The organism is Colwellia marinimaniae, assembly GCF_002207865.1.
Lineage (GTDB): Bacteria > Pseudomonadota > Gammaproteobacteria > Enterobacterales > Alteromonadaceae > Colwellia > Colwellia marinimaniae.
Window position 1 is genome coordinate 160,214 of the sequence record NZ_BDQM01000004.1, and the last position, 20,447, is coordinate 180,660.

Here is a 20,447-nt window from a genome sequence, read left to right on the forward strand (position 1 = left end):
TTTAATAAAAATTTGCTTCTGTTCCACAATACTGTTGTCTATATTGTCACCTTATGATTTTATAATGAGTATTGCTGAAGTGATAACAGCGAGTTTCATAAGCATGACGGTATATGGATAACCTTGTTAGACAGTGCAGGAGCACACTGTGCTGATGCTTGTGTAGACCTACGCGTCTCGCTTGTTTACTCAGCAACACTAAACTACAACACAGTGAAAAAATTTACTGATAAACTGACAAATAAGCGCACTATATTTTGTGCTCATTTGTCAGCTATGTCTATTTAGTTAACCTGAACTCTGGATAATGAGTGCTTGATGTATAAGTAAAAACAACGAGTTACGGTTGTTAAGAACAAAATATACAAGATTAAGTAGCAATATACACTATCAATGTTTCAATTTATTCGATTATCAAGGCAAAACGTTTATGAATAACGGGTTATTTATCGACGTGTTAACGCTGAGAATCGGATAAAGGGGAATATTGAGCAAGTGCTGCTTATCCAGAGTTCAGGTTAGTTACCTTATTTTCCTAATAAGGTAAATATCTTTTTAGCAATATCGGTATTGTCTAATTGGCCGCTAAACTGTTCACTTTGCTTGCCAAAAGCAAATACTGGCACATCAATGGCGGTATGGCCCGTTGTGGTCCAGCCAGTATTGGTACGTTTATCAATGATAGTCAAAATTGCCTGGCGATAGAATTCTTTAAGTTCTGGCGCTTTTTGTGCTGTTTTTTCTGTAGCGCTTAACAACAAGTGCAGTGTTGTCGCTTGCTGGTAACTAGCGTTCACCTGAATTATTTGTTGGAATTCTTTGCTGTTTAAGTCAAAGTTTAGCCACTGATTGATTTCCTGAAGATTTAGCTGGTCGTTAGCGACAATATTTTTCGCTATTGTTGCTGGTGAATGCTGCATGGTACGTAATATTTCAGGATTCCAGCGATAGTCTTTATTGGCCGCCAAGGTCAAGCCACCAGTACTGTGATCCGCGGTTAATACCACTAAGGTATCAGGGTTCTCTGCAACGAATGATTCTAAATATTCCATCACTTTGGCCAAGTCATCCATTTCATGCATGGCCGTCGCGATATTATTATCATGTCCGCCCCAGTCAATTTGGCTAGCTTCAACTAATAGAAAAAAGCCAGCCTCGTTTTTCAATTGCTTAGTCGCAGCCTTGGTTAAAAGTGTTAGTCGGTGTTTATTACTGTCATCAAGCGCCCAAGGCAAGCCAAGGTCGGCAAATAAACCAATGACAGGTTTATCGTGAACTAATTCAGTTAACTGGCTGTAACTATCAATGTATTGAAAGCCCGCTTGTTTAAATTCATTAACGATATTTCTATCGTCGCGAATATAGTTTTTCCAGCCACCACCAAAGTAGACATCAGCTTTGATGCCATTATCGATATAGCTATTTGCCAGCTGGTCATAGTTTCGGCGGCTTTCATTATGTGATAAATATGAGGCAGGTGTGGCATGGTTAATACGCGAAGTTACCACTACGCCGGTCTTCTTACCCTGTTGTTTAGCCCATTCAAGTACCGTTAGTAACGGTTTTTTATTTATATCAACACTAATGGCGCCATTATAGGTCTTTATGCCAGTTGCTAGTGCTGTAGCCGCTGCAGCCGAGTCGGTCACATAACCTGAAACAGGTGCCGGGTAAGTACTGGCGAGACCTTTTAAATGTCTGTCAAAAACTGTTTGCTCTATTTCATCCGTTGCTGGATTATCATTAAAATACCGATAGGCAGAGGTGTACGCTGGTCCCATGCCATCGGCAACAACCATAATGATATTTTTAGGTAAATCTACTTGCTTTACTTGACCCTGCTGCTTCATATCTGTAGCAGTTGCATTATTCATAGTTAGAGCAACAGCACTTAATAAGGTCAGTGTAGAGAAAAACGAGGTATACTTTTTAGCACTAAACATAGGGCACCTGAGCATGTAAAAATGTGTAATTCTAAACAGTCACCTTAGCTTTGTCTATCTAATGACAGTAAGTAAGCTATTATTAGAATATCTAGGCAAAACAGAGCCTTATTATTTTCAGCTGGACTATATTTCGGCTGAAATTTGTTTAGTCAGATAAAAATAGGCATTTACCGCTATGAGCATTGAAAAATTGTACCTAATCGAAGCCATTAACATCAAACTAAGCAAAAATTTAAACGTGGAAAAAGTGAAGCCGAGCCGATGTAGCCGTGGTCGCTACTGAGTTTAGCGCAATCGTTGCGCTGAGCTTGATAAATAATGAAGGTCGGTCACCATTTTAGCGCAGACCTCTCTGATGGCCGATTCAATTAAGCATGCTCGCTGACCATAAGGTTTGCACTTTGCCGGGCATGCTAAAGCACAGTTTTTATCACAAAGCAGGGATTAATATCCATGCCAGCCTTAATAAACAATATGCATGTTATCGCTAGCTTAACTAGCGTGTTGCTTAAGGTTAATAAACTACAGTAAAGAGTGATTTATATTTATATAAAGGTAAACTAGTCAATAAAATGTTTAGTAATTGACAAAGGAAATAATAACCATGACTGAAGAAACCATTTTTTCGAAGATTATACGTCAAGAAATCCCCACGCCTTTATTATATCAAGATGACTTAGTAACCGCTTTTAGAGATATATCGCCACGTGTAGATAGTCATATTTTAATTGTGCCCAATAAGCACATTGCCACTATTAATGATGTCACTAGTGAGGACGAATTAACTTTAGGGCGTATGATTACTGTTGCCAAAAAGCTTGCTAAAGAAGAGGGCATTGATGAGGATGGCTACCGTTTAATTATCAATTGTAACAGCGATGGCGGTCAAGAGGTTTACCACATTCATATGCATTTATTAGGTGGGCAACCATTGGGGCCATTGCTTTGTTGTTAGGTTTATCTTTTGGGGAAGTCAAATAGACTCTGTTAGATGGCCTGTTAATCACTGACAACCTACCTTTAGCGCTAATGGCTACTATATTGTCTTTGCTAAGATAATAGCTTGATTATCTTAGTTACTATGCGATAAGTCGCTAGTTTACTAAGGTCAAAGGCAATGAAATCATTTAATTATTAGCGCATACTTCCTTATAGCATCCTTTAAATGGTTACCTTTGTGAATTGGAAAGAATTACTAGAAAATAGAAATCGTTTATTTTGGCTGGTCCATACTGCTGGTTGGTTTGGCTTTGCTTTTGTGCATTATCTTGGCTCATTACAGCATGATTTGCGTGATATATTTGTGGTAATTATTTTTCTTAACGCTTACGCTGGATGGTTGTTTACCGTACCCCTTCGCTATATTTATCAAAAAGCGTGGAACTTTCCGCCCATTAAAATTGCCTTGGTGGTGATACTTTCATCTTATTTTACCGGTGTATTATGGCAAATAGTTAAAAATATTAACTATTGGGAAATCTACAAACACGGTTATGAGCCAGAATTTTGGTATATGTATACCCGTTCCACGTTAGGCTCTTTTTACATTATTTTAAGTTGGAGCGGCTTATACTTTGGTAGTAAATACTATCAAATGCTGCAAATAGAAAAGCAAAATGTCCTTAAAGCGAATGCTGTGGCACATCAAGCCCAGTTAAAAATGTTGCGCTATCAATTGAACCCTCATTTTTTGTTTAATACCCTCAATGCTATTTCAACGCTTATTTTGGTGGCAGAAAATAAAACCGCTAACTCTATGGTCACTAAACTCAGTGAATTTCTCCGTTACTCCTTAGATAAAGATCCGATGAAAAAGGTTAGTTTACAAACAGAAATACAAGCCTTACAACTATACTTGGCAATAGAGCAAGTACGTTTTGAAGACCGATTACAGCTATATTTCCACATAGATGATGATTGCCAAGCTGCGTTAGTTCCGAGTATGATTTTACAGCCATTAGCTGAAAATGCGATAAAACACGCTATTGCGGTGCAAGAGCAGGGTGGTAGTCTTACTATTACGGTACGGCGTTTTGCCGACGACTTATTAATTGAAATAGCTGATAATGGTCCAGGAGCTGATATTATCGATGGCAACTTACACCGAGAGCGTGGTGTCGGTTTAGTGAATACCCGCGAGCGCTTACAAGCTTTATATCATGAGAAATTTTCGTTAGTTGTTTCCCATAACCAACCGACAGGTGTTAAAGTGAATCTGCGTATGCCATTCGAACTAAATTAACAATAAAGTATAGTTTAACTTCGACAAGTTAAGTACCGCGTTGCTCTTTACCGTAACTCATAGCAAGTGGCTCAATAAAGTAGTGTAATTGGTATAATAAATTAGGAATCATTATGTCTCTATCAACCATCATTGTTGATGATGAACCACTGGCTCGAAAGGGGTTAACCATACGTTTACAAGCCCATGATAATATAAATATTATTGAGCAGTGTTGTAACGGTAGAGAGGCATTAGCAGCGATACGTGCTTATCAAGTGGATCTGATGTTTCTTGATATTCAAATGCCAGGTCTCAACGGTTTTCAGGTGCTCGAAAGTATTATCGAGCAGGGCTTAACTATGCCTATGGTGGTTTTTGTCACCGCCTTTGATCAATATGCAATTAAAGCTTTTGAAGTACACGCGTTGGATTATTTATTAAAACCAGCCGATGAAGTCAGACTGGCGCAGACCATTAAAAAAATACAACAATATTTTAAAAGCAGCGCCGATAGTGCACATAAATCGAAATTAGTGCGTTTAGTGAGTGATGTCACGGGCAATGATTATCAGAAAATTTTAACGGAATTAGAGAATAATCAAGAATTAACCTTATCTAGCTATTCAGATATCTTGGCAATTAAGGATGCCGGCGAAGTGAACCGTGTACCGGTAAAAGATATTCTTTGGATTGATGCTGCTGGTGATTATATGTGTGTACACACCTTAGAAACTAAGCAAAACATTTTACAAGAAAATACCTATATTCTTAGAAAAACCATGAAAGAACTAGAACTGTGTTTAGATCCTAAGCAATTTATTCGCAATCATAGGTCGACCATAGTGAACAAGAATGTTATTCAAAAATTTTGTAGCCAAGTCAATGGTGAATATTTTTTAGTATTGAAAAATGGTAAAGAATTGAAGGTGAGTCGCAGTTATAAAGATAAAGTTAAGCAGGCCGTTAATAGTTAGTTAAGCGTTTACTTTCATCGCAACAAAAAAGGCCAGATGTTGATAACATCTGGCCTTTTTTAGCCTTAATTCTGGGTGTTATTTACTAAGGTGTTTTTTAGTGACGGTTAACACTTTTAAGGTATTAGATGCACCAACAGTTTCCATGATATCACCGTGCGTTAAAATCAATTTATCACCAACAGCTAGGTCAATGTGACCACGGAGCGCTTTTAATATCTCATTCGATAAATTGTCATGATTGACCTTGCTTGAATCAAATTCAATAGGGTAAACTCCACGGTATATTGCCGTTTTATTCAATGTTTTTGTATGACGAGATAAGGCGAAAATAGGTAGACCTGAGGTAATGCGTGACATTATTTTAGGGGTTTGACCTGACTCAGTTAACGCTATAATTGCTTTAACGCCTTCTAAATGGTTAGCGGCATACATAGCGGATAAGGCAATCGTTTCTGAAACTTCACTGAAAGTAAGCTCAATTCTGTGGCTGGAAACATTTACCGAACGGTGTTGCTCAGCACCTAGACAAACATTTGCCATCGCTTTTACGGTTTCAACCGGGTATTTACCCGCCGCTGTTTCGGCCGATAACATTACCGCATCAGTACCATCTAACACAGCGTTTGCTACATCCATAACCTCGGCGCGAGTTGGCATAGGTTGCTCAATCATGGTTTCCATCATTTGTGTGGCGGTAATGACCACACGGTTTAGTTGACGAGAACGGGCGATAATATGTTTTTGTGTACCAACAAGCGCAGCATCGCCAATTTCAACACCTAAATCACCACGGGCAACCATAACAACATCTGAGGCTAAGATAATTCCGTCAAGAATTTTATCATCATTCACGGCTTCAGCACGTTCAATTTTAGAGACTAAACGGGCATCACAACCAGCTTCTTGAGCGAGTAAACGCGCTTCGCGCATATCGGCTGCATCACGAGGAAATGAAACTGCCAGAAAATCAACATCAATTTTAGCGGCAAGTTTAATATCTTCTTTATCTTTAGCCGTTAAAGCTGGGGCAGTTAGGCCACCACCTTGTCGGTTAATGCCTTTATTATTAGATAATGGACCACCAACAGTCACTATCGTAAACACTGACGTGTCAGAGGTCGATAATACTTTTAATTGTACGCGACCATCATCAAGTAATAAGATGTCATCGGTATTCACATCTTGTACTAATTTTTTATAATCAATACCTACTTTTTCTTGGCAGCCTTGACCTTTTTCTAGCGTGGCATCTAATTCAAATTTATCACCAATGACTAATTTAATGGGGCCATTTTTAAAGGTAGAAACACGAATTTTTGGACCTTGTAAATCACCTAATATACCAACATAAATGCCAAGTTCTTTCGCTATCTCTCTGACGTTTTTTGCTCTATCAATGTGATCTTGCGGAATACCATGAGAAAAATTCAGTCTAACTACATTTACACCCGCAGCTAATAAATCTTTTAAAACTTTTCTATCGTCAGTTGCAGGACCTAAGGTAGCAACAATCTTTGTTCTTCTTGGCATTTTAATCCTCTTACGTTTTTAATTACGTTTTAAATTGGTTTATGGCTTGATTAATGATGGTTGAAATACAGTGTCAAATCTTAGAACTAAATACTTAGTCTTTTTTTTCGAAGCGTGAACTTCTTAAACTATCTTTTACTTTTTTTAAGTTGTCTCTAAATTTACTACCACGACGTAGGGTAAAGCCTGTCGCTAAAACATCAATTAAAGCGAGTTGGGCAATGCGTGATGACATAGGCATATACAGGTCAGTATCTTCACAAACATCAACGGACAATACTATGCTACATTCCTTAGCAAGTGGCGTACCTTTTGCAGTAATGCCAATAACCGTGGCGTCGTTTTCTTTTGCTAAATTAGCAACTTCAACCAGTGATTTAGTACGACCTGTGTGAGAAATCATAATAACCACATCACCTTGGCGACTATTTATAGCACTCATACGTTGCATTAATATGTCATCAAAATAAACAACAGGCACATTAAAGCGGAAAAACTTATTCTGGGCGTCATGGGCAACGATGGCAGAAGCTCCTAAACCAAAAAATGAGATTTTGCTGGCTTGGGTTAATAGGTCGACCGCGCGATTGATATCATTTGAGTCTAAGTTTTTACGGGCTTGTTCAAGACTTGCCATCGTTGATTCAAATATCTTGTCGGTATATTCTTCAGCCGTATCATTTTCATCGACATGGCGGTTAACGTAAGGGGTACCATTAGCTAAGCTTTGCGCAAGATGAAGTTTAAAGTCGGGGTAACCTTTAGTATCTAACCGACGACAAAAACGGTTGACTGTTGGTTCACTGATCTTAGCTTGTTTGGCCAGTGCCGCAATACTTGAGTGAATAACAGTACTTGGTGACGCTAAAATGACTTCCGCTACTTTACGTTCTGATTTACTGAGCATGTCTAGTTCGTTAGTGATCTTTTCTAATATATTCATTATGGTCTGATCCTAGATCGTCTTTATCTAAATATTTAAAGTACATTTAAACGATATTTGAATGATAGCCAACATTAATTAATGGGCTATTTTGTCTATACTGTAATTTATTTTCTGCCTAAGGAACAGAAATAATGAAATTTTATTTCATAATTTTGGATTAAACTCAGTAAAGTTAGTTGAATTGGTACTGTTTACCCTTTAAACCATACTATGTTGGGCTTGTTTTGACGAATAGAGCAATTAATCCTTAGCTCATCTTGTTTGTAAGCTAATAGTTCACCGTGGTATTGATATATGTAGTAAAATTACAAAAAGTTCTTTACTGTCAGCTAAACAAGCGCTAAATTAGGCCCATATGTAGTTTAGTTACAACTATTTTTTACTGTAACTGCACTTGCGTCGAAACTTGCGTAAAAATATAAGTAAAGCAATACACTTTTAAATAAGAGAAATTCTATGAGTAATTTAGATTGTCAATCAGCGAGTGACATCGTCATTTTTGGAGCCTTAGGTGATTTATCACGACGTAAGCTATTACCCGCACTCTATCAATTGGAGGTGTCGGGTTTAATCCATAAAGATAGCCGTATAGTGGGCGCAGCAAGACAAGAACATAGTCTAGAAGAATTCAAAAGTATTGTGGTCGAGAATTTAACTAATTTTGTCAACGAAACAATAGATGAACAAGTACTGACATGTTTCATCAATCGTTTTGTTTATCAACAACTGGATTTTAAAGACAGTGCTTCATTTAATCTCTTAGCTGATGCACTCGCTAATGGCAATAAGACTCGTGTTTATTACTTTTCAACACCTCCGTCAATTTATGGTGATATTTGTCAGGGTTTAGCTCAGGCTAATTTAATTAATGATGCTGATCGTGTGGTTATGGAAAAGCCTATTGGTCACTCCTTAGAGTCTTCTATTGAAATCAATAACCAAGTTTCAAAATACTTCACAGAAAAGCAAACTTACCGAATTGATCACTATTTAGGTAAAGAAACGGTACTGAATCTTTTGGTGTTACGTTTTGCAAATTCATTGTTTACCAATAATTGGGATCGTAACAGTATCGACCATGTGCAAATCACCGTGGCTGAAAGTGTCGGTATTGAAGGTCGTTGGGGGTTTTATGACGAAGCAGGGCAACTGCGCGATATGGTACAAAATCACCTATTGCAAATTTTGTCGCTATTGGCCATGGAGCCTCCTGCAGATTTAAGTGCCGAGAGTGTGCGTGCAGAAAAACTTAAAGTGATAAGAGCATTAAAGCCCATTAACCGCGAAAACATTAAAGATAAAGTGGTTCGTGGCCAATACAGTGATGGCTTTTTAGAAGGTGTTGCTGTACCAGGCTATTTAAATGAAGAAGGTGCTAACGCCAACAGTAATACGGAAACCTTTGTCGCTATAAAAGCAGAGATAGATAACTGGCGTTGGAAAGGTGTGCCATTTTATCTTCGAACCGGCAAGCGTATGCAAAAGAAGCATAGTGAAATAGTCATACACTTTAAACAACAACCCCATAATATTTTTAAAGACAGTTACAGTGATTTACCTGCCAATAAATTAACCATTCGTTTGCAACCTGATGAAGGGGTTGAGTTACAAATGATGAACAAAATACCCGGTATAGCTTCACAGATGCTTATTCAAGAAAATAAATTGGATTTAAGTTTCTCTGATACCTATAAAGACCAGCGTGTTGTTGATGCTTATGAGCGCTTAATGTTAGAAGTGTTAAATGGTAATCAATCATTATTTGTTAGTCGTGACGAGGTTGAAGCCGCTTGGACTTGGGCTGATAGCATTATTGAAGCATGGAAAACCACCAATGAAGTACCTAAACCTTATGCTGCCGGTTCTTGGGGACCTGTAGCTTCTATTTCCTTAATCGCGCGTGATGATCGCCAATGGGTTGAATAATGCACCAGTTAACAGAGTTCTCTACACGTAAAAATTTAGATGTTGCCTTGGCCCAAACAGTGAGTCAAATCCTTGCGCAAGCAATAAGCCTAAAAGGCAAAGCAAGTATCGCCGTTTCAGGTGGTTCAACACCGAAAGGCTTTTTTAAGGTGTTATCACAACGTGATATTGACTGGTCAAAAGTAACCATCACCTTAGCGGATGAACGTTGGGTGGCAATCGATAGTCAAGACAGTAATACCCGCTTAGTGCATGAAAATTTACTACAAAATAATGCCGCGGCAGCGAATTTCTTTCACTTGAAACAAGGTGATGAATTAACGGATGAAACCCTTACTGATTTAAACGTGGCGGCAAGTAAAACGTTATTACCACTGGATGTATTAATTTTAGGTATGGGCGAAGACGGTCATACTGCTTCATTATTCCCGTGTAGCGACGAAATTAATGTTGGCCTTGATGAGAAAAACGATGCAGTACTCATGAAAGTTCAACCTAAAACAGCGCCGCATCAACGTATCAGTTTTACTTTTGCTAGCTTAATCACCAGCAAAAATATTTTCCTTCATTCATGCGGAGAAGGAAAGAAGACGGTATTAACACAAGCGTTAAATGGTGATGATCCGTTTGAAATGCCGATCAGAGCATTTTTACAACACCCTAGCTTAAACACGCAAATTTTTTGGGCTCCCTAACTCACTTGTCAAATAAGTTTAAGTAATAAATAAAATAAAAGTATATAAGTTGAGAGAGAAAATGAAACAGCAAATAGTAGATATTACCGACAGAATAATAAAACGTAGTGCTAAAACACGTGCTGAGTATTTAGCGAAAATTGACGCGGCAAAATCAGACACAGTACATCGTGCAGCTTTATCATGTGGTAACTTAGCCCACGGCTTTGCTGCCTGTGGCAAGGATGATAAGTCATCATTACGCGGCATTCAACACTCAGATATCGCTATTGTTACATCTTACAATGATATGCTTAGTGCGCATCAACCGTATCAAACTTATCCTGATATCATTAAAGCTGCAGTAAAAGATGCCGGTGGTGTTGCCCAAGTCGCTGCTGGCGTACCTGCCATGTGTGACGGTGTTACGCAAGGTCAACCAGGTATGGATCTTAGCCTGATGAGTCGTGATGTAATTGCGATGTCAGCGGCTATAGGTTTATCTCACAACATGTTTGATGGCGCATTAATGTTAGGCATCTGTGACAAAATCGTACCGGGTTTGTTGATAGCGAGTATGACCTTTGGGCATTTACCTATTGTATTTATTCCTGCGGGGCCCATGCCTTCAGGTCTGCCAAACAAAGAAAAAGCTCGTGTGCGTCAGCAGCATGCTAAGGGTGAAGTAGATGAAGTAGTGTTACTTGAGGCTGAATCTGCATCATATCATTCTGCCGGTACTTGTACTTTCTTCGGCACAGCAAATTCAAATCAACTGGTTGTTGAAGTGATGGGCTTACATTTACCAGGTGCCTCTTTTATTGCACCTAATACCCAGCTTCGTGAAGAATTAACAAAGGCTGCTGCTCGTCAGGCGACACGTTTAACTCAGCAATCGGGTAACTATATGCCGATTGGTAAAATGGTCGATGAACGTTCAGTTGTTAACGCAATTGTTGCCTTGTTAGCAACGGGTGGCTCTACGAACTTGGTCATGCACATCATTGCTTTTGCTAAAGCGGCTGGCATCATTATTAACTTCCAAGATTTTAATGATTTATCTTCAGCGGTTCCTTTGCTTACCCGTATTTACCCTAATGGTCATGCGGATATCAACCAGTTCCAAGAAGCAGGTGGTATGGCATTACTGTTCCGTGAACTTATTGAAGGCGGACTTGTATTTGAGGATGTTGAAACCATCTGTGGTCGCGGCTTAACTCGATACACTAAGAAGCCTGTGCTAGATAATGGACAGCTTAAGTGGGTTGATTGCGTTGAAAAGTCACTTGATGATGCAATTATTGCCACAGTTGCTAAGCCATTCAGTTCTCATGGTGGTTTACGAGTGATGAAAGGTAATTTAGGTGTTGCTGTTATTAAAACGTCATCACTTAGAGAAGGCAGCTTTGTTATTAACGCTCCAGCGGTTGTTTTTGAAGACCAGCATCAATTACAGGCGGCATTTGACGCCGGTGAACTCGAAAAAGATTTTGTTGCAGTGGTAAGATTCCAAGGGCCTAAAGCGCGTGGTATGCCTGAATTACATAAATTAACGCCATTGTTAGGCGTGCTGCAAGACAAAGGCTTTAAAGTAGCCCTTCTTACTGACGGACGTATGTCTGGTGCTTCGGGTAAGGTACCTGCAGCCATTCATTTATGCCCTGAGGCACTTGATGGTGGTTTGATTGCTAAGGTTCAGACAGGCGACATGATTAACCTCAATGGTGAAACAGGTGAGTTAACATTGCTCGTTGATGAGCAGGAATTAGCCAATCGTAAGACGGCACTATTTCAAGTTAATGGCCACCATGAAGGTATGGGGCGTGAGTTATTTGGCTTTATGCGCCGTAACTTGAGTTCAGCTGAAACAGGTGCCTGTTCGCTATTCGACTCTTAATCACTAGTAATAAGAGTAAAGAACAGATAACGATTAAGGAGTCATACCTTGGCTCCTTAATAATTAATAATTTAAAGCATTCAGCGCCTATTTAACCCTAGGTTTAATAGGCCAAGAAAATAGAGAGGATTTATGACAGTATCAAAAAATTGGCAAATCATGCCAAAGGACCTTTTCAACATGGGGCCTATTGTTCCTGTATTAGTAATCAATAAAGTTGAAGATGCGTTGTATATTGCGGAAGCATTATTAGCTGCGGATGTTAATGTCTTAGAAGTAACCTTACGTACGCCCGTCGCACTTGATGTGATTAGTATCATTGCCAAAGAGCTGCCAGAAGCGATCATTGGCTCAGGTACAGTGACCAATCGTCATCAGTTACAGCAGTCTTATGATGCTGGTGCTAAATTTGCAATTAGCCCAGGTTTAACCAAAGACTTATTACAAGCCGGCAATGACGGTAATATTGCCCTAATACCCGGTATATCTTCAATTTCTGAGCTTATGGATGGAGCAGATTATGGTTACGACCATTTGAAATTCTTCCCAGCAGAAGCATCCGGTGGTATTAAGGCCCTTAAATCAATTGGTGGACCTTTCCCAGACATTCGTTTTTGCCCAACAGGAGGCATAAATTTAAATAACGTGCGTGACTATTTGGCCTTACCTAATGTTGTTTGTTGTGGTGGCTCATGGTTAGTATCAAGTGAAATTGTTGACAATAAGAACTGGTCGGAAATTACTAAATTAGCCAAACAAGCCTTAGTCCATGTAAAGTAGCTCAGGGGTACAAATTACCAGCAAAAGCACTAAGGGTATAGCTACTCTGAGGGTGAGATAACCACCATTAAAAAAGCCAGTCATTATAAATAATGACTGGCTTTTTATGTATGTCGTTTAAAAGATTATTAATTGCGATAGCAGTAACGATTTTATTGGTTGTTTTGAGCTATTTTTAAACGTTCAGCCATTGATAGTGGTTCTTCTTTAGCTTTATTCGCATCTACATTGACAGTTTTTACTTCTTTCTCTATTTTACTGTCACCTTTAAATACCGATTTCATCATATTTTTCATACCATTGAAACTGTCTTTAGGCGATTGACTGGCTTCGTAGGAGTCATATAAAGGTGATTGGCTTGCCGTTTTTTCTACTTTTTTAGCCGGTTTTTTAGTGACTTTTTTAGCTTCTTGTTTAGCCTGAGTTTTTACGGACTCTTTTATTGCAACCGGTGTTTCCTCAAGCTTTGCTTCGTTGGGTTCAACACGCTGATGAGGGGTAGCTAATATTTCTTGCGCAAGCTTGGCTTTGCTTCCTTGGGCATTGTCTGCTAACAAGTTGTTTTCCTGCTCTTGTAGTATTGCTGTACTTGGAGTACAAGAGGGCATGAAGATATCATTCGAGCTCATTCTATGGGTAAAATCATCAACCACGGCTGACATTTCTGTTTCCGCAATATGTACCGCGTCTTTAACCTGAGATAGCTTACGGCTTAAATTTTTGTACTTCTTCTCGATGTTATCGATAGCACCTTTAACATCATCATTTAAATTTTTGGTCAAGTCTTTATAGCTGGCAATTTGTTGTTCAAACTTAGCTAAAGATGACTGGCTGTGATTAATACTATCGTCAATGGAGGTTAATTTTCCTTCTAAGCGCTGCTTTTTAGCTAAAAACTGATCAGAAATTTCTTTTGGTATTAATGGCGCTTGTACTGTTGGCGGAAGTACATCGACAAATTCACTAATACAATTGACTGGCTTCCATTGATTAAATGAAGGATGCCAGCCATAGACATTAGGGTTAGTGGCTAAATAATCTTTTGCTGCATCTAAATCTAAGGGGGCAGTAATTTCGCCATTATTTGAAAAAAACCATTTTTTCATAGTAAATACTCTTATCTGTTAACTTTAGTGTTTATGATGAATCGGATTCACTGGTTAACTGTTAGTTAAATATGCTGAAGTCATTAGTAATCAGCTTTAATTACGTTAGCTAGGTTCTTTTGTAAAGCGGCGTACTGCTCTTCAATTGTCTTAACGACCACTCTAACTTCTTCCGTTAAATTATGGGCAATAGTGCTATAATTATCTAATTCGGTATCTATTTCATATAAAGAGTCGGAAGTGATTTTAATTGTTTTATCTATACGTTCTAAGGTTGTTATTAATTCTTTTTCTTCGCCAATTAAATCATCAATAAGATCATTGGGGATGGCTACTGGCGGAGGAGGGGGCGTGACTGATGTTTCAAATTCATTAATACAACTAACCGGAACCCAATGAGTATAAGAAGGATGCCAAGCATATAAGTCAGGATTTTTAGAAATAAATTCGTTTGACTCTTTTAATGCTAAAGGGCCAGTTACTTCTCCATTGTCAGAAAAAAACCATTTTTTCATAATAATTATTACTCTCTTTTATATTCGTTACCTTACTCTTAACTAGGTAACAATAATGACCTATCTAATTTATTAACAGCTGGCCGACAACTATTCACCATTTAACGTTAGCCTAGAGCAACAGTCAAGCTATTTGTTAATGCTAAGTTATTGTTTGTATAATACCAATTTGATGAAATTTCTCGCTGAGTGGGAAAGAACTTAATCAACTTGGTATATCTTTCCAGAGTTAGCTTGTTGGGTGATTTAGCTTAGGTCGAGTAGATGACTACTCCTCATATTCATTGATAAAGTAGCTGGGATTTAGACAAAAAAAAGCCAGTTATATTATTTTATAACTGGCTTTAAACGTTAAGTTAGGTGTGCTTTACGGCTTAGTTGCCTGCGCAGCGCTACGGTTTACTACATCAGCCGTTATAGCCGTTCTGCCTGATGACTGATGAGCGAGTCGCTCACTATCGGCCATAAAGCTAGTCGGAATTTCTTTAATGGTGGTGATAGTTTCCGTTTTTGTCATAGGCGCCGTGGCATGGCCAGAAAGGCGATTTGCTTTTTTAACTTGCCTGGCTAGCTTTTTATCCTTAGGTGCCGATTTCTTTGTCACCGGGGCTGCTTTTTTAGTCGTAGTAGCCGGTTTTTCAACTTTTTCAACTGGCACCGTCTCAACCTTTTCTTCTTGAACTTTGCTGTCGGTATTAGCGGTTTCAGTGTCAATAGCTACCGGAGTGACAATATCTTCGCTTTGTTGCTCAACAACTTCAGCCGTTTGATTTGTCACTACTGAGGTTACTTTAGTTTCGTCAACGTCTGCGGTGGTTGCCGTTAACGTTTCTTTAGTTGCAGTAATATCTTCTTTTTGCTCTAAAGGTAACTCTTGTTGAACTTCTGTTACTGGCTCCGCAACCTCAGTTGTTGACGTGTCTTCTTTGGCTTGCGGCGCAGCAATTACTGCTGCGCTTGCTAACGGCTCTTCAACAGTAGATTCAATTGTCGGTGTTGTCACTGCTGCAACGACTTCATCTTTAACAACTTCATCAGATGTTGCTTTATCGACTTCAGTTGAGGACGTCTCTACTTCAGACTGTGCGGCCATTTCTGCCGTAACAGGATTAGCAGTAGCAGGGTAACGCGCTTCTACTGATTCATCGACAGTCAAAGTTTCACTGGTTAATGGCTGCTCTTGCGCTGCAGTTTCAGCACTGTTTTCACTATTACGACGACGACGTTGTCCATTTGCTCTTAGGTGTCTAGGTGAACGTCTATTTCGTGGTCGGTCATCATGTTTTGCTTCGCTTTCTGCCACAGGATTATTAAGCTGTTCAGTCTCAATAACTTTAACTGCGGTTGATTGTTCAGTCTCAATAACTTTAACTGAGGTTGATTGTTCAGCGCTATCAATAGCTTTACTAGGTATTTCAATACGTATTTTTTTGCGACTAGTTCTACGTTGACGACGCTCAGTGACTTTATCTTCTTTAACAACTTTATCTTTATCTAGATTGTCATTCTTACGCGCTTGTCTCTTCGGCTTATTCAGTTCGTCATCACGAGTGGAACGGGTATTTCTTGCTTCACTGCTATTACTGGTTGAGCGAGTCGAAGAATTGTCCTCGTTGCGATCATTTTGTTCGATGCGATTACGATTACCGCTACGACTATTACGACGCTTACCTTGTTGATTCTCACGTCTACTTTGCGAACGTCTAGGCTTATCACTGGTGTTACTTTCTTTTACATCTTTTACATCTTTAACTTCTTCAGCTACTTTTTCAGTAACAAAAAGTCCCTTTAACCAAGCAAATAATCCCTTAGGATTTTCTTGCTTTTCTGTCTTTGTTTGTTCAGCTTTTTTGCTTAAGTCACTTGGTCGTGGGGCAGGTGTTGGTGTTGTCATGCCTTGAATTAAGGGTTCATCACGTTTTGCCGTCACTTTATCAAATTTAGGCATTTTAGCTTCTTCAATTTCAGCTTGTTTTACCGGTAATTCATAACTTGCTTCTTCGACAGTTTCATCAGTTTTAACACGCAGTACTTCGTATTGCGGGGTATCCATATGTGGATTAGGAATGATTAAAACCCTGACATTATGATGCTTTTCAATATGCATCACTGAACGGCGCTTTTCATTTAATAAATAAGTAGCAACAGGTACTGGCACTTGTGCTTGTACCTGTAAGGTATTATCTTTAATGGCTTCTTCTTCCATTAAGCGTAATATCGATAACGCTAAAGACTCAACACCACGTACATGACCGGTACCACTACAACGAGGACATACCCCTTGGCTTGTTTCACCAATTGACGGACGTAAACGTTGACGAGACATTTCTAATAAGCCAAAACGAGAGATCTTACCTAATTGAATGCGGGCTCTGTCCTGGTGAACTGAATCACGCATTCTATTTTCTACTTCACGTTGGTGTCGAACGGGTGTCATATCGATAAAGTCAATAACGATTAAACCACCCAAATCACGTAAACGTAGCTGACGAGCAATCTCTTCAGCCGCTTCCAAATTGGTATTGAAAGCCGTCTCTTCAATGTCACTACCCTTAGTGGCTCTAGCTGAGTTGATATCAATGGAAGTCATGGCTTCGGTCGGGTCAATTACGATTGAACCACCAGAAGGTAGGCGTACTTCACGTTGAAAAGCCGTTTCAATTTGTGTTTCAATTTGGTAATGAGTAAATAAAGGTACATCACTGGTATAAAGTTTTATTTTACTTAAGAAATCAGGGCGAACCACCTCGATGTGCTTTTTAACACTTTCAAAGGTTTTAGGGCGATCAATCAATACTTCACCAATATCACGGCGTAAATAGTCTCGAATGGCGCGTAAAATAAGGTTTGTTTCTTGGTGAATTAAGAAAGGTGCCGGGCGAGTTTTTCCGGCGTCACTGATTGCTTGCCAGTGATGTAAAAGGACACTGAGATCCCATGCTAATTCGTCATAATCTTTGCCAACGCCAGCGGTTCTGACAATTAAGCCCATGCCTTTAGGTAATTCTAACTTATTTAAAGACGCTTTTAATTCGGTTCTTTCATCACCTTCAATGCGGCGTGAGATACCACCAGCACGAGGATTATTTGGCATTAATACTAAATAGCTACCGGCGAGGCTTATAAAGGTAGTAAGCGCGGCACCTTTTTGGCCACGTTCTTCTTTATCTATTTGAACAATAACCTCTTGGCCTTCGCGCAAGACTTCTTTAATGTTAGGGCGACCTTGAAAGGTATAGCCTTTAGGGAAGTATTCACGCGCAATTTCTTTCATTGGTAAGAAACCATGGCGGTCAGCGCCATAATCAACAAAAGCAGCTTCTAAAGAAGGCTCAATACGGGTGATTTTTGCTTTATATATATTAGATTTTTTTTGTTCATGTCCAGGACTTTCAATATCCAAATCGTAAAGTTTTTGGCCATCTACTAGTGCTACGCGCAATTCTTCTGATTGGGTAGCGTTAATTAACATACGTTTCATAGTTTGTCGGACTCATTTTTAGTCACAACACATCATTTGCTTAGGACATAAAGCAATCTGTTTTTCTGATAACAGCAAATTGTCAGCCTCACGGTTGTCACGGTTAACCTGTCATAAAACCAGGTCAAGCTGTTATAAATTCTGATTGTTATTCAATATCACTGCCGTAATTAAAGTAGGCAATGTTAATTTATTTCTTTATGTGCTCAGCTGGTGTGCTGTGCAAAATACCAGCTTAATTCGCATTGGTATTATTTTATAATAATTGCTTTATGGTGCTGGGCTAATAACATTTTAAAATCAAATTGTTAAAACTGTTTTTGCTTTTATGACAATCTACCGCGGTTAAGTTTACAAAACTGATAACTACCTGTGTCAATTTATACAATAGGCCGTACTATTAATATGTCTTATTTACGCTTGTTACCGTCATAATGGTACAGTTAACAAAATAGAATTCGCATAATAATGTGGCCGCAATTTGCCTCTTACGTCTCTCTTTAAAGCTTCTAGGGTTAAATGTTACGTTGATTAGCCTAATGTTAGTTTTTTCATAGGGCGGCTTAATACGGTGTTAGCGTTATATATCAACTAATAACCCTTTAAGTATCCCACTATCTTTTGATTTTAGCCAATAAAAAGCTATTTTAATTGCATTATAAGCGAAAAAAAATGTGTTAAACTGCCGTTATGAAAGAAATTAATAGCAAAAAAGCCAATCACGTGCATAAAAACAAAGCAAGCTCTCAACATCGCTCAGTTGATAAAAAGCATCAACATCAAAAAGTAACTGCTGAAAATAGCACTCAAGTTAAGAGTACTGTTGAAGCCGAAAGACCTAAAGTACGCTACATCACCATAGATAGTGAAGATGCGGGACAACGTATTGATAACTTCTTATTAAGAACACTCAAAGGCGTGCCCAAAAGTCACCTTTATCGTTTAATGCGTAAGGGCGAGATTAGGATAAATAAAAAACGCATCAAGCCTCTTTACAAATTAGTACTTAATGATGAAGTACGCATTGCCCCTATTAGAGTTTCTGAACAAAAAGATGCGGTCTCTACTGGATTAACTATTGTTGCCAATTTAGAGAAACAAATATTGTTTGAAGATGACAGATTAATTGTTATCAATAAACCTTCAGGTATGGCCGTACATGGCGGCAGTGGTTTGAGTTTTGGTTTAATCGAAGCATTACGTGCATTAAGACCTGATGCGCGCATGTTAGAGTTAGTACATAGGTTAGATAGAGATACGTCTGGCTGCTTAGTTGTTGCCAAAAAACGTTCGGCCTTACGGCATTTACATGAACAGTTACGTAATAAAGATGTACAAAAATTCTATCATGCTTTGGTGAAAGGGCATTGGCCAACCAAGTTAACCCGAGTGACTGCCGCATTAAAGAAAAATGACTTAAAGTCCGGTGAACGTGTTGTTGTCGTTGATAATCAAGCGGGTAAAGAGTGTGAAACACGTTTTAGGGTGTTAGAGCGTTATCGAGGTGCTACCTTAATTAGGGCTTTTCCTGTCACAGGCAGAACCCATCAAATACGTGTTCATTGTCAAGTGAGTGGCCATTCCATTGCCATGGATGCCAAATATGGTCATGAAGGGTTTGATGAAGAGATGAAAAGTAAGGGCTTAAAACGTTTATTCTTACATGCTGCCAGTATAGAGTTTACTCATCCTAAAACCGAGCAACGCATGAAAATTGAAGCGCCGCTTGAGCCAAGTTTAGAAAGATTGTTAGCTAAATTGGTTAAAGAATAACGTATATGCCTGAGTATAAATTAATTATATTTGATTGGGATGGTACCTTGATGGACTCGATTGCGCGCATTGTTGTTTCAATGCAAGCGGCAGCACATCATTGTCAATTAGACATACCAACAGCAATACAAGTAAAAGACATTATAGGTTTAAGTTTACCTAAAGCTCTTGCTATTTTATTCCCCTTGGGCTCTCAAGGGCAACTGAAGGCTATGCTTAAGCAATATAAATACCAATATGTCGAAGGTGATAATCCCCCTACACCTTTATTTGATAATGCACTGTCACTGTTAACGGCTCTTAAGGATAATAATAAGTTGCTTGCCGTAGCAACAGGAAAAGGACGTCAAGGTCTACAGCGTGTTTTATCTGAAAGTGATACTGAGCACTTCTTTCATGCTTTACGCTGTGCCGATGAAATGCGCTCAAAGCCAGATCCGCAAATGATATTGAGTCTATTGGCCGAGTTAAATGTATTACCTGAACACGCGGTTATGATTGGTGATACTCACTACGATATGCAAATGGCGCAAGCGGCAGGGGTTGACAGCATTGGTATAACGTTAGGTGTCCATGATAGAGCAACATTAAGTCGCTATCAGCCTAAAGCTATTGTTGACTCGCTAGCAGAGTTGCAACCGTTATTATTGCCAGTGTAAATAACCTCAACTC

At 39.0% G+C, this 20,447-nt stretch carries 15 protein-coding genes; 9 read left to right on the forward strand and 6 right to left on the reverse strand.

The window, feature by feature from the left end; translation table 11 throughout:
- Positions 1-527: 527 nt before the first annotated feature.
- Positions 528-1,874: an alkaline phosphatase gene (locus MTCD1_RS04250; protein ID WP_057181341.1), complete on the reverse strand. Its 1,347-nt coding sequence runs from the start codon at positions 1,872-1,874 to the stop codon at positions 528-530.
- Between the two features lie 676 nt (positions 1,875-2,550).
- Between MTCD1_RS04250 and MTCD1_RS04255 the strand changes: the two genes are divergently transcribed.
- The 3 genes from MTCD1_RS04255 (at position 2,551) to MTCD1_RS04265 (ending at position 5,144) form a co-directional block, all read left to right on the forward strand.
- Positions 2,551-2,901, forward strand: a complete 351-nt coding sequence (locus MTCD1_RS04255) for an HIT domain-containing protein (RefSeq protein ID WP_057181144.1) — start codon at positions 2,551-2,553, stop codon at positions 2,899-2,901.
- Between the two features lie 210 nt (positions 2,902-3,111).
- Positions 3,112-4,188 carry a sensor histidine kinase gene (locus MTCD1_RS04260; RefSeq protein WP_057181143.1) on the forward strand — a complete coding sequence of 359 codons (1,077 nt, stop codon included), beginning with the start codon at positions 3,112-3,114 and terminating at the stop codon, positions 4,186-4,188.
- A gap of 113 nt (positions 4,189-4,301) precedes the next feature.
- On the forward strand, positions 4,302-5,144 hold the full coding sequence (locus tag MTCD1_RS04265; protein ID WP_057181142.1) for a LytR/AlgR family response regulator transcription factor: 843 nt from the start codon (positions 4,302-4,304) through the stop codon (positions 5,142-5,144).
- 78 nt (positions 5,145-5,222) lie between these two features.
- Here the strand turns inward: MTCD1_RS04265 and pyk are convergent, their stop codons facing one another.
- Complete coding sequence (pyk, locus tag MTCD1_RS04270) at positions 5,223-6,677, reverse strand: pyruvate kinase (RefSeq protein ID WP_057181141.1); 1,455 nt, start codon at positions 6,675-6,677, stop codon at positions 5,223-5,225.
- 94 nt (positions 6,678-6,771) lie between these two features.
- On the reverse strand, positions 6,772-7,620 hold the full coding sequence (locus MTCD1_RS04275) for a MurR/RpiR family transcriptional regulator (protein WP_057181140.1): 849 nt from the start codon (positions 7,618-7,620) through the stop codon (positions 6,772-6,774).
- A gap of 459 nt (positions 7,621-8,079) precedes the next feature.
- On the opposite strand from MTCD1_RS04275, the gene zwf reads away from it, so the two are divergent.
- The 4 genes from zwf to MTCD1_RS04295 all read left to right on the forward strand — a co-directional run bounded on the left by zwf (position 8,080) and on the right by MTCD1_RS04295 (position 12,900).
- The gene (gene zwf / locus MTCD1_RS04280; RefSeq protein WP_057181139.1) at positions 8,080-9,549 is read left to right on the forward strand and encodes a glucose-6-phosphate dehydrogenase; all 1,470 of its coding nucleotides are present in this window, start codon (positions 8,080-8,082) and stop codon (positions 9,547-9,549) included.
- Positions 9,549-10,244, forward strand: a complete 696-nt coding sequence (gene pgl, locus MTCD1_RS04285) for a 6-phosphogluconolactonase (protein WP_057181138.1) — start codon at positions 9,549-9,551, stop codon at positions 10,242-10,244. Before zwf ends, pgl begins: the two co-directional genes overlap by 1 nt.
- Positions 10,245-10,305: 61 nt before the next feature.
- Positions 10,306-12,120 carry a phosphogluconate dehydratase gene (edd, locus tag MTCD1_RS04290; RefSeq protein WP_057181137.1) on the forward strand — a complete coding sequence of 605 codons (1,815 nt, stop codon included), beginning with the start codon at positions 10,306-10,308 and terminating at the stop codon, positions 12,118-12,120.
- 132 nt (positions 12,121-12,252) lie between these two features.
- Positions 12,253-12,900: a bifunctional 4-hydroxy-2-oxoglutarate aldolase/2-dehydro-3-deoxy-phosphogluconate aldolase gene (locus MTCD1_RS04295; RefSeq protein WP_057181136.1), complete on the forward strand. Its 648-nt coding sequence runs from the start codon at positions 12,253-12,255 to the stop codon at positions 12,898-12,900.
- A 152-nt stretch (positions 12,901-13,052) separates the two neighbouring features.
- On the opposite strand, the gene MTCD1_RS04300 is transcribed toward MTCD1_RS04295, so the two are convergent.
- From MTCD1_RS04300 to rne, 3 genes are all read right to left on the reverse strand, one after another.
- Positions 13,053-14,006, reverse strand: a complete 954-nt coding sequence (locus MTCD1_RS04300) for a DUF4339 domain-containing protein (RefSeq protein WP_057181135.1) — start codon at positions 14,004-14,006, stop codon at positions 13,053-13,055.
- 83 nt (positions 14,007-14,089) lie between these two features.
- On the reverse strand, positions 14,090-14,521 hold the full coding sequence (locus MTCD1_RS04305) for a DUF4339 domain-containing protein (protein ID WP_057181134.1): 432 nt from the start codon (positions 14,519-14,521) through the stop codon (positions 14,090-14,092).
- 367 nt (positions 14,522-14,888) lie between these two features.
- A complete protein-coding gene (gene rne, locus MTCD1_RS04310; RefSeq protein ID WP_057181133.1) occupies positions 14,889-18,002 on the reverse strand; it encodes a ribonuclease E in 3,114 nt (1,037 codons plus the stop codon).
- 690 nt (positions 18,003-18,692) lie between these two features.
- On the opposite strand from rne, the gene rluC reads away from it, so the two are divergent.
- On the forward strand, positions 18,693-19,775 hold the full coding sequence (rluC, locus tag MTCD1_RS04315; protein ID WP_082606503.1) for a 23S rRNA pseudouridine(955/2504/2580) synthase RluC: 1,083 nt from the start codon (positions 18,693-18,695) through the stop codon (positions 19,773-19,775).
- A 5-nt stretch (positions 19,776-19,780) separates the two neighbouring features.
- A complete protein-coding gene (locus MTCD1_RS04320) occupies positions 19,781-20,434 on the forward strand; it encodes an HAD-IA family hydrolase (RefSeq protein WP_057181132.1) in 654 nt (217 codons plus the stop codon).
- Positions 20,435-20,447: the final 13 nt, after the last annotated feature.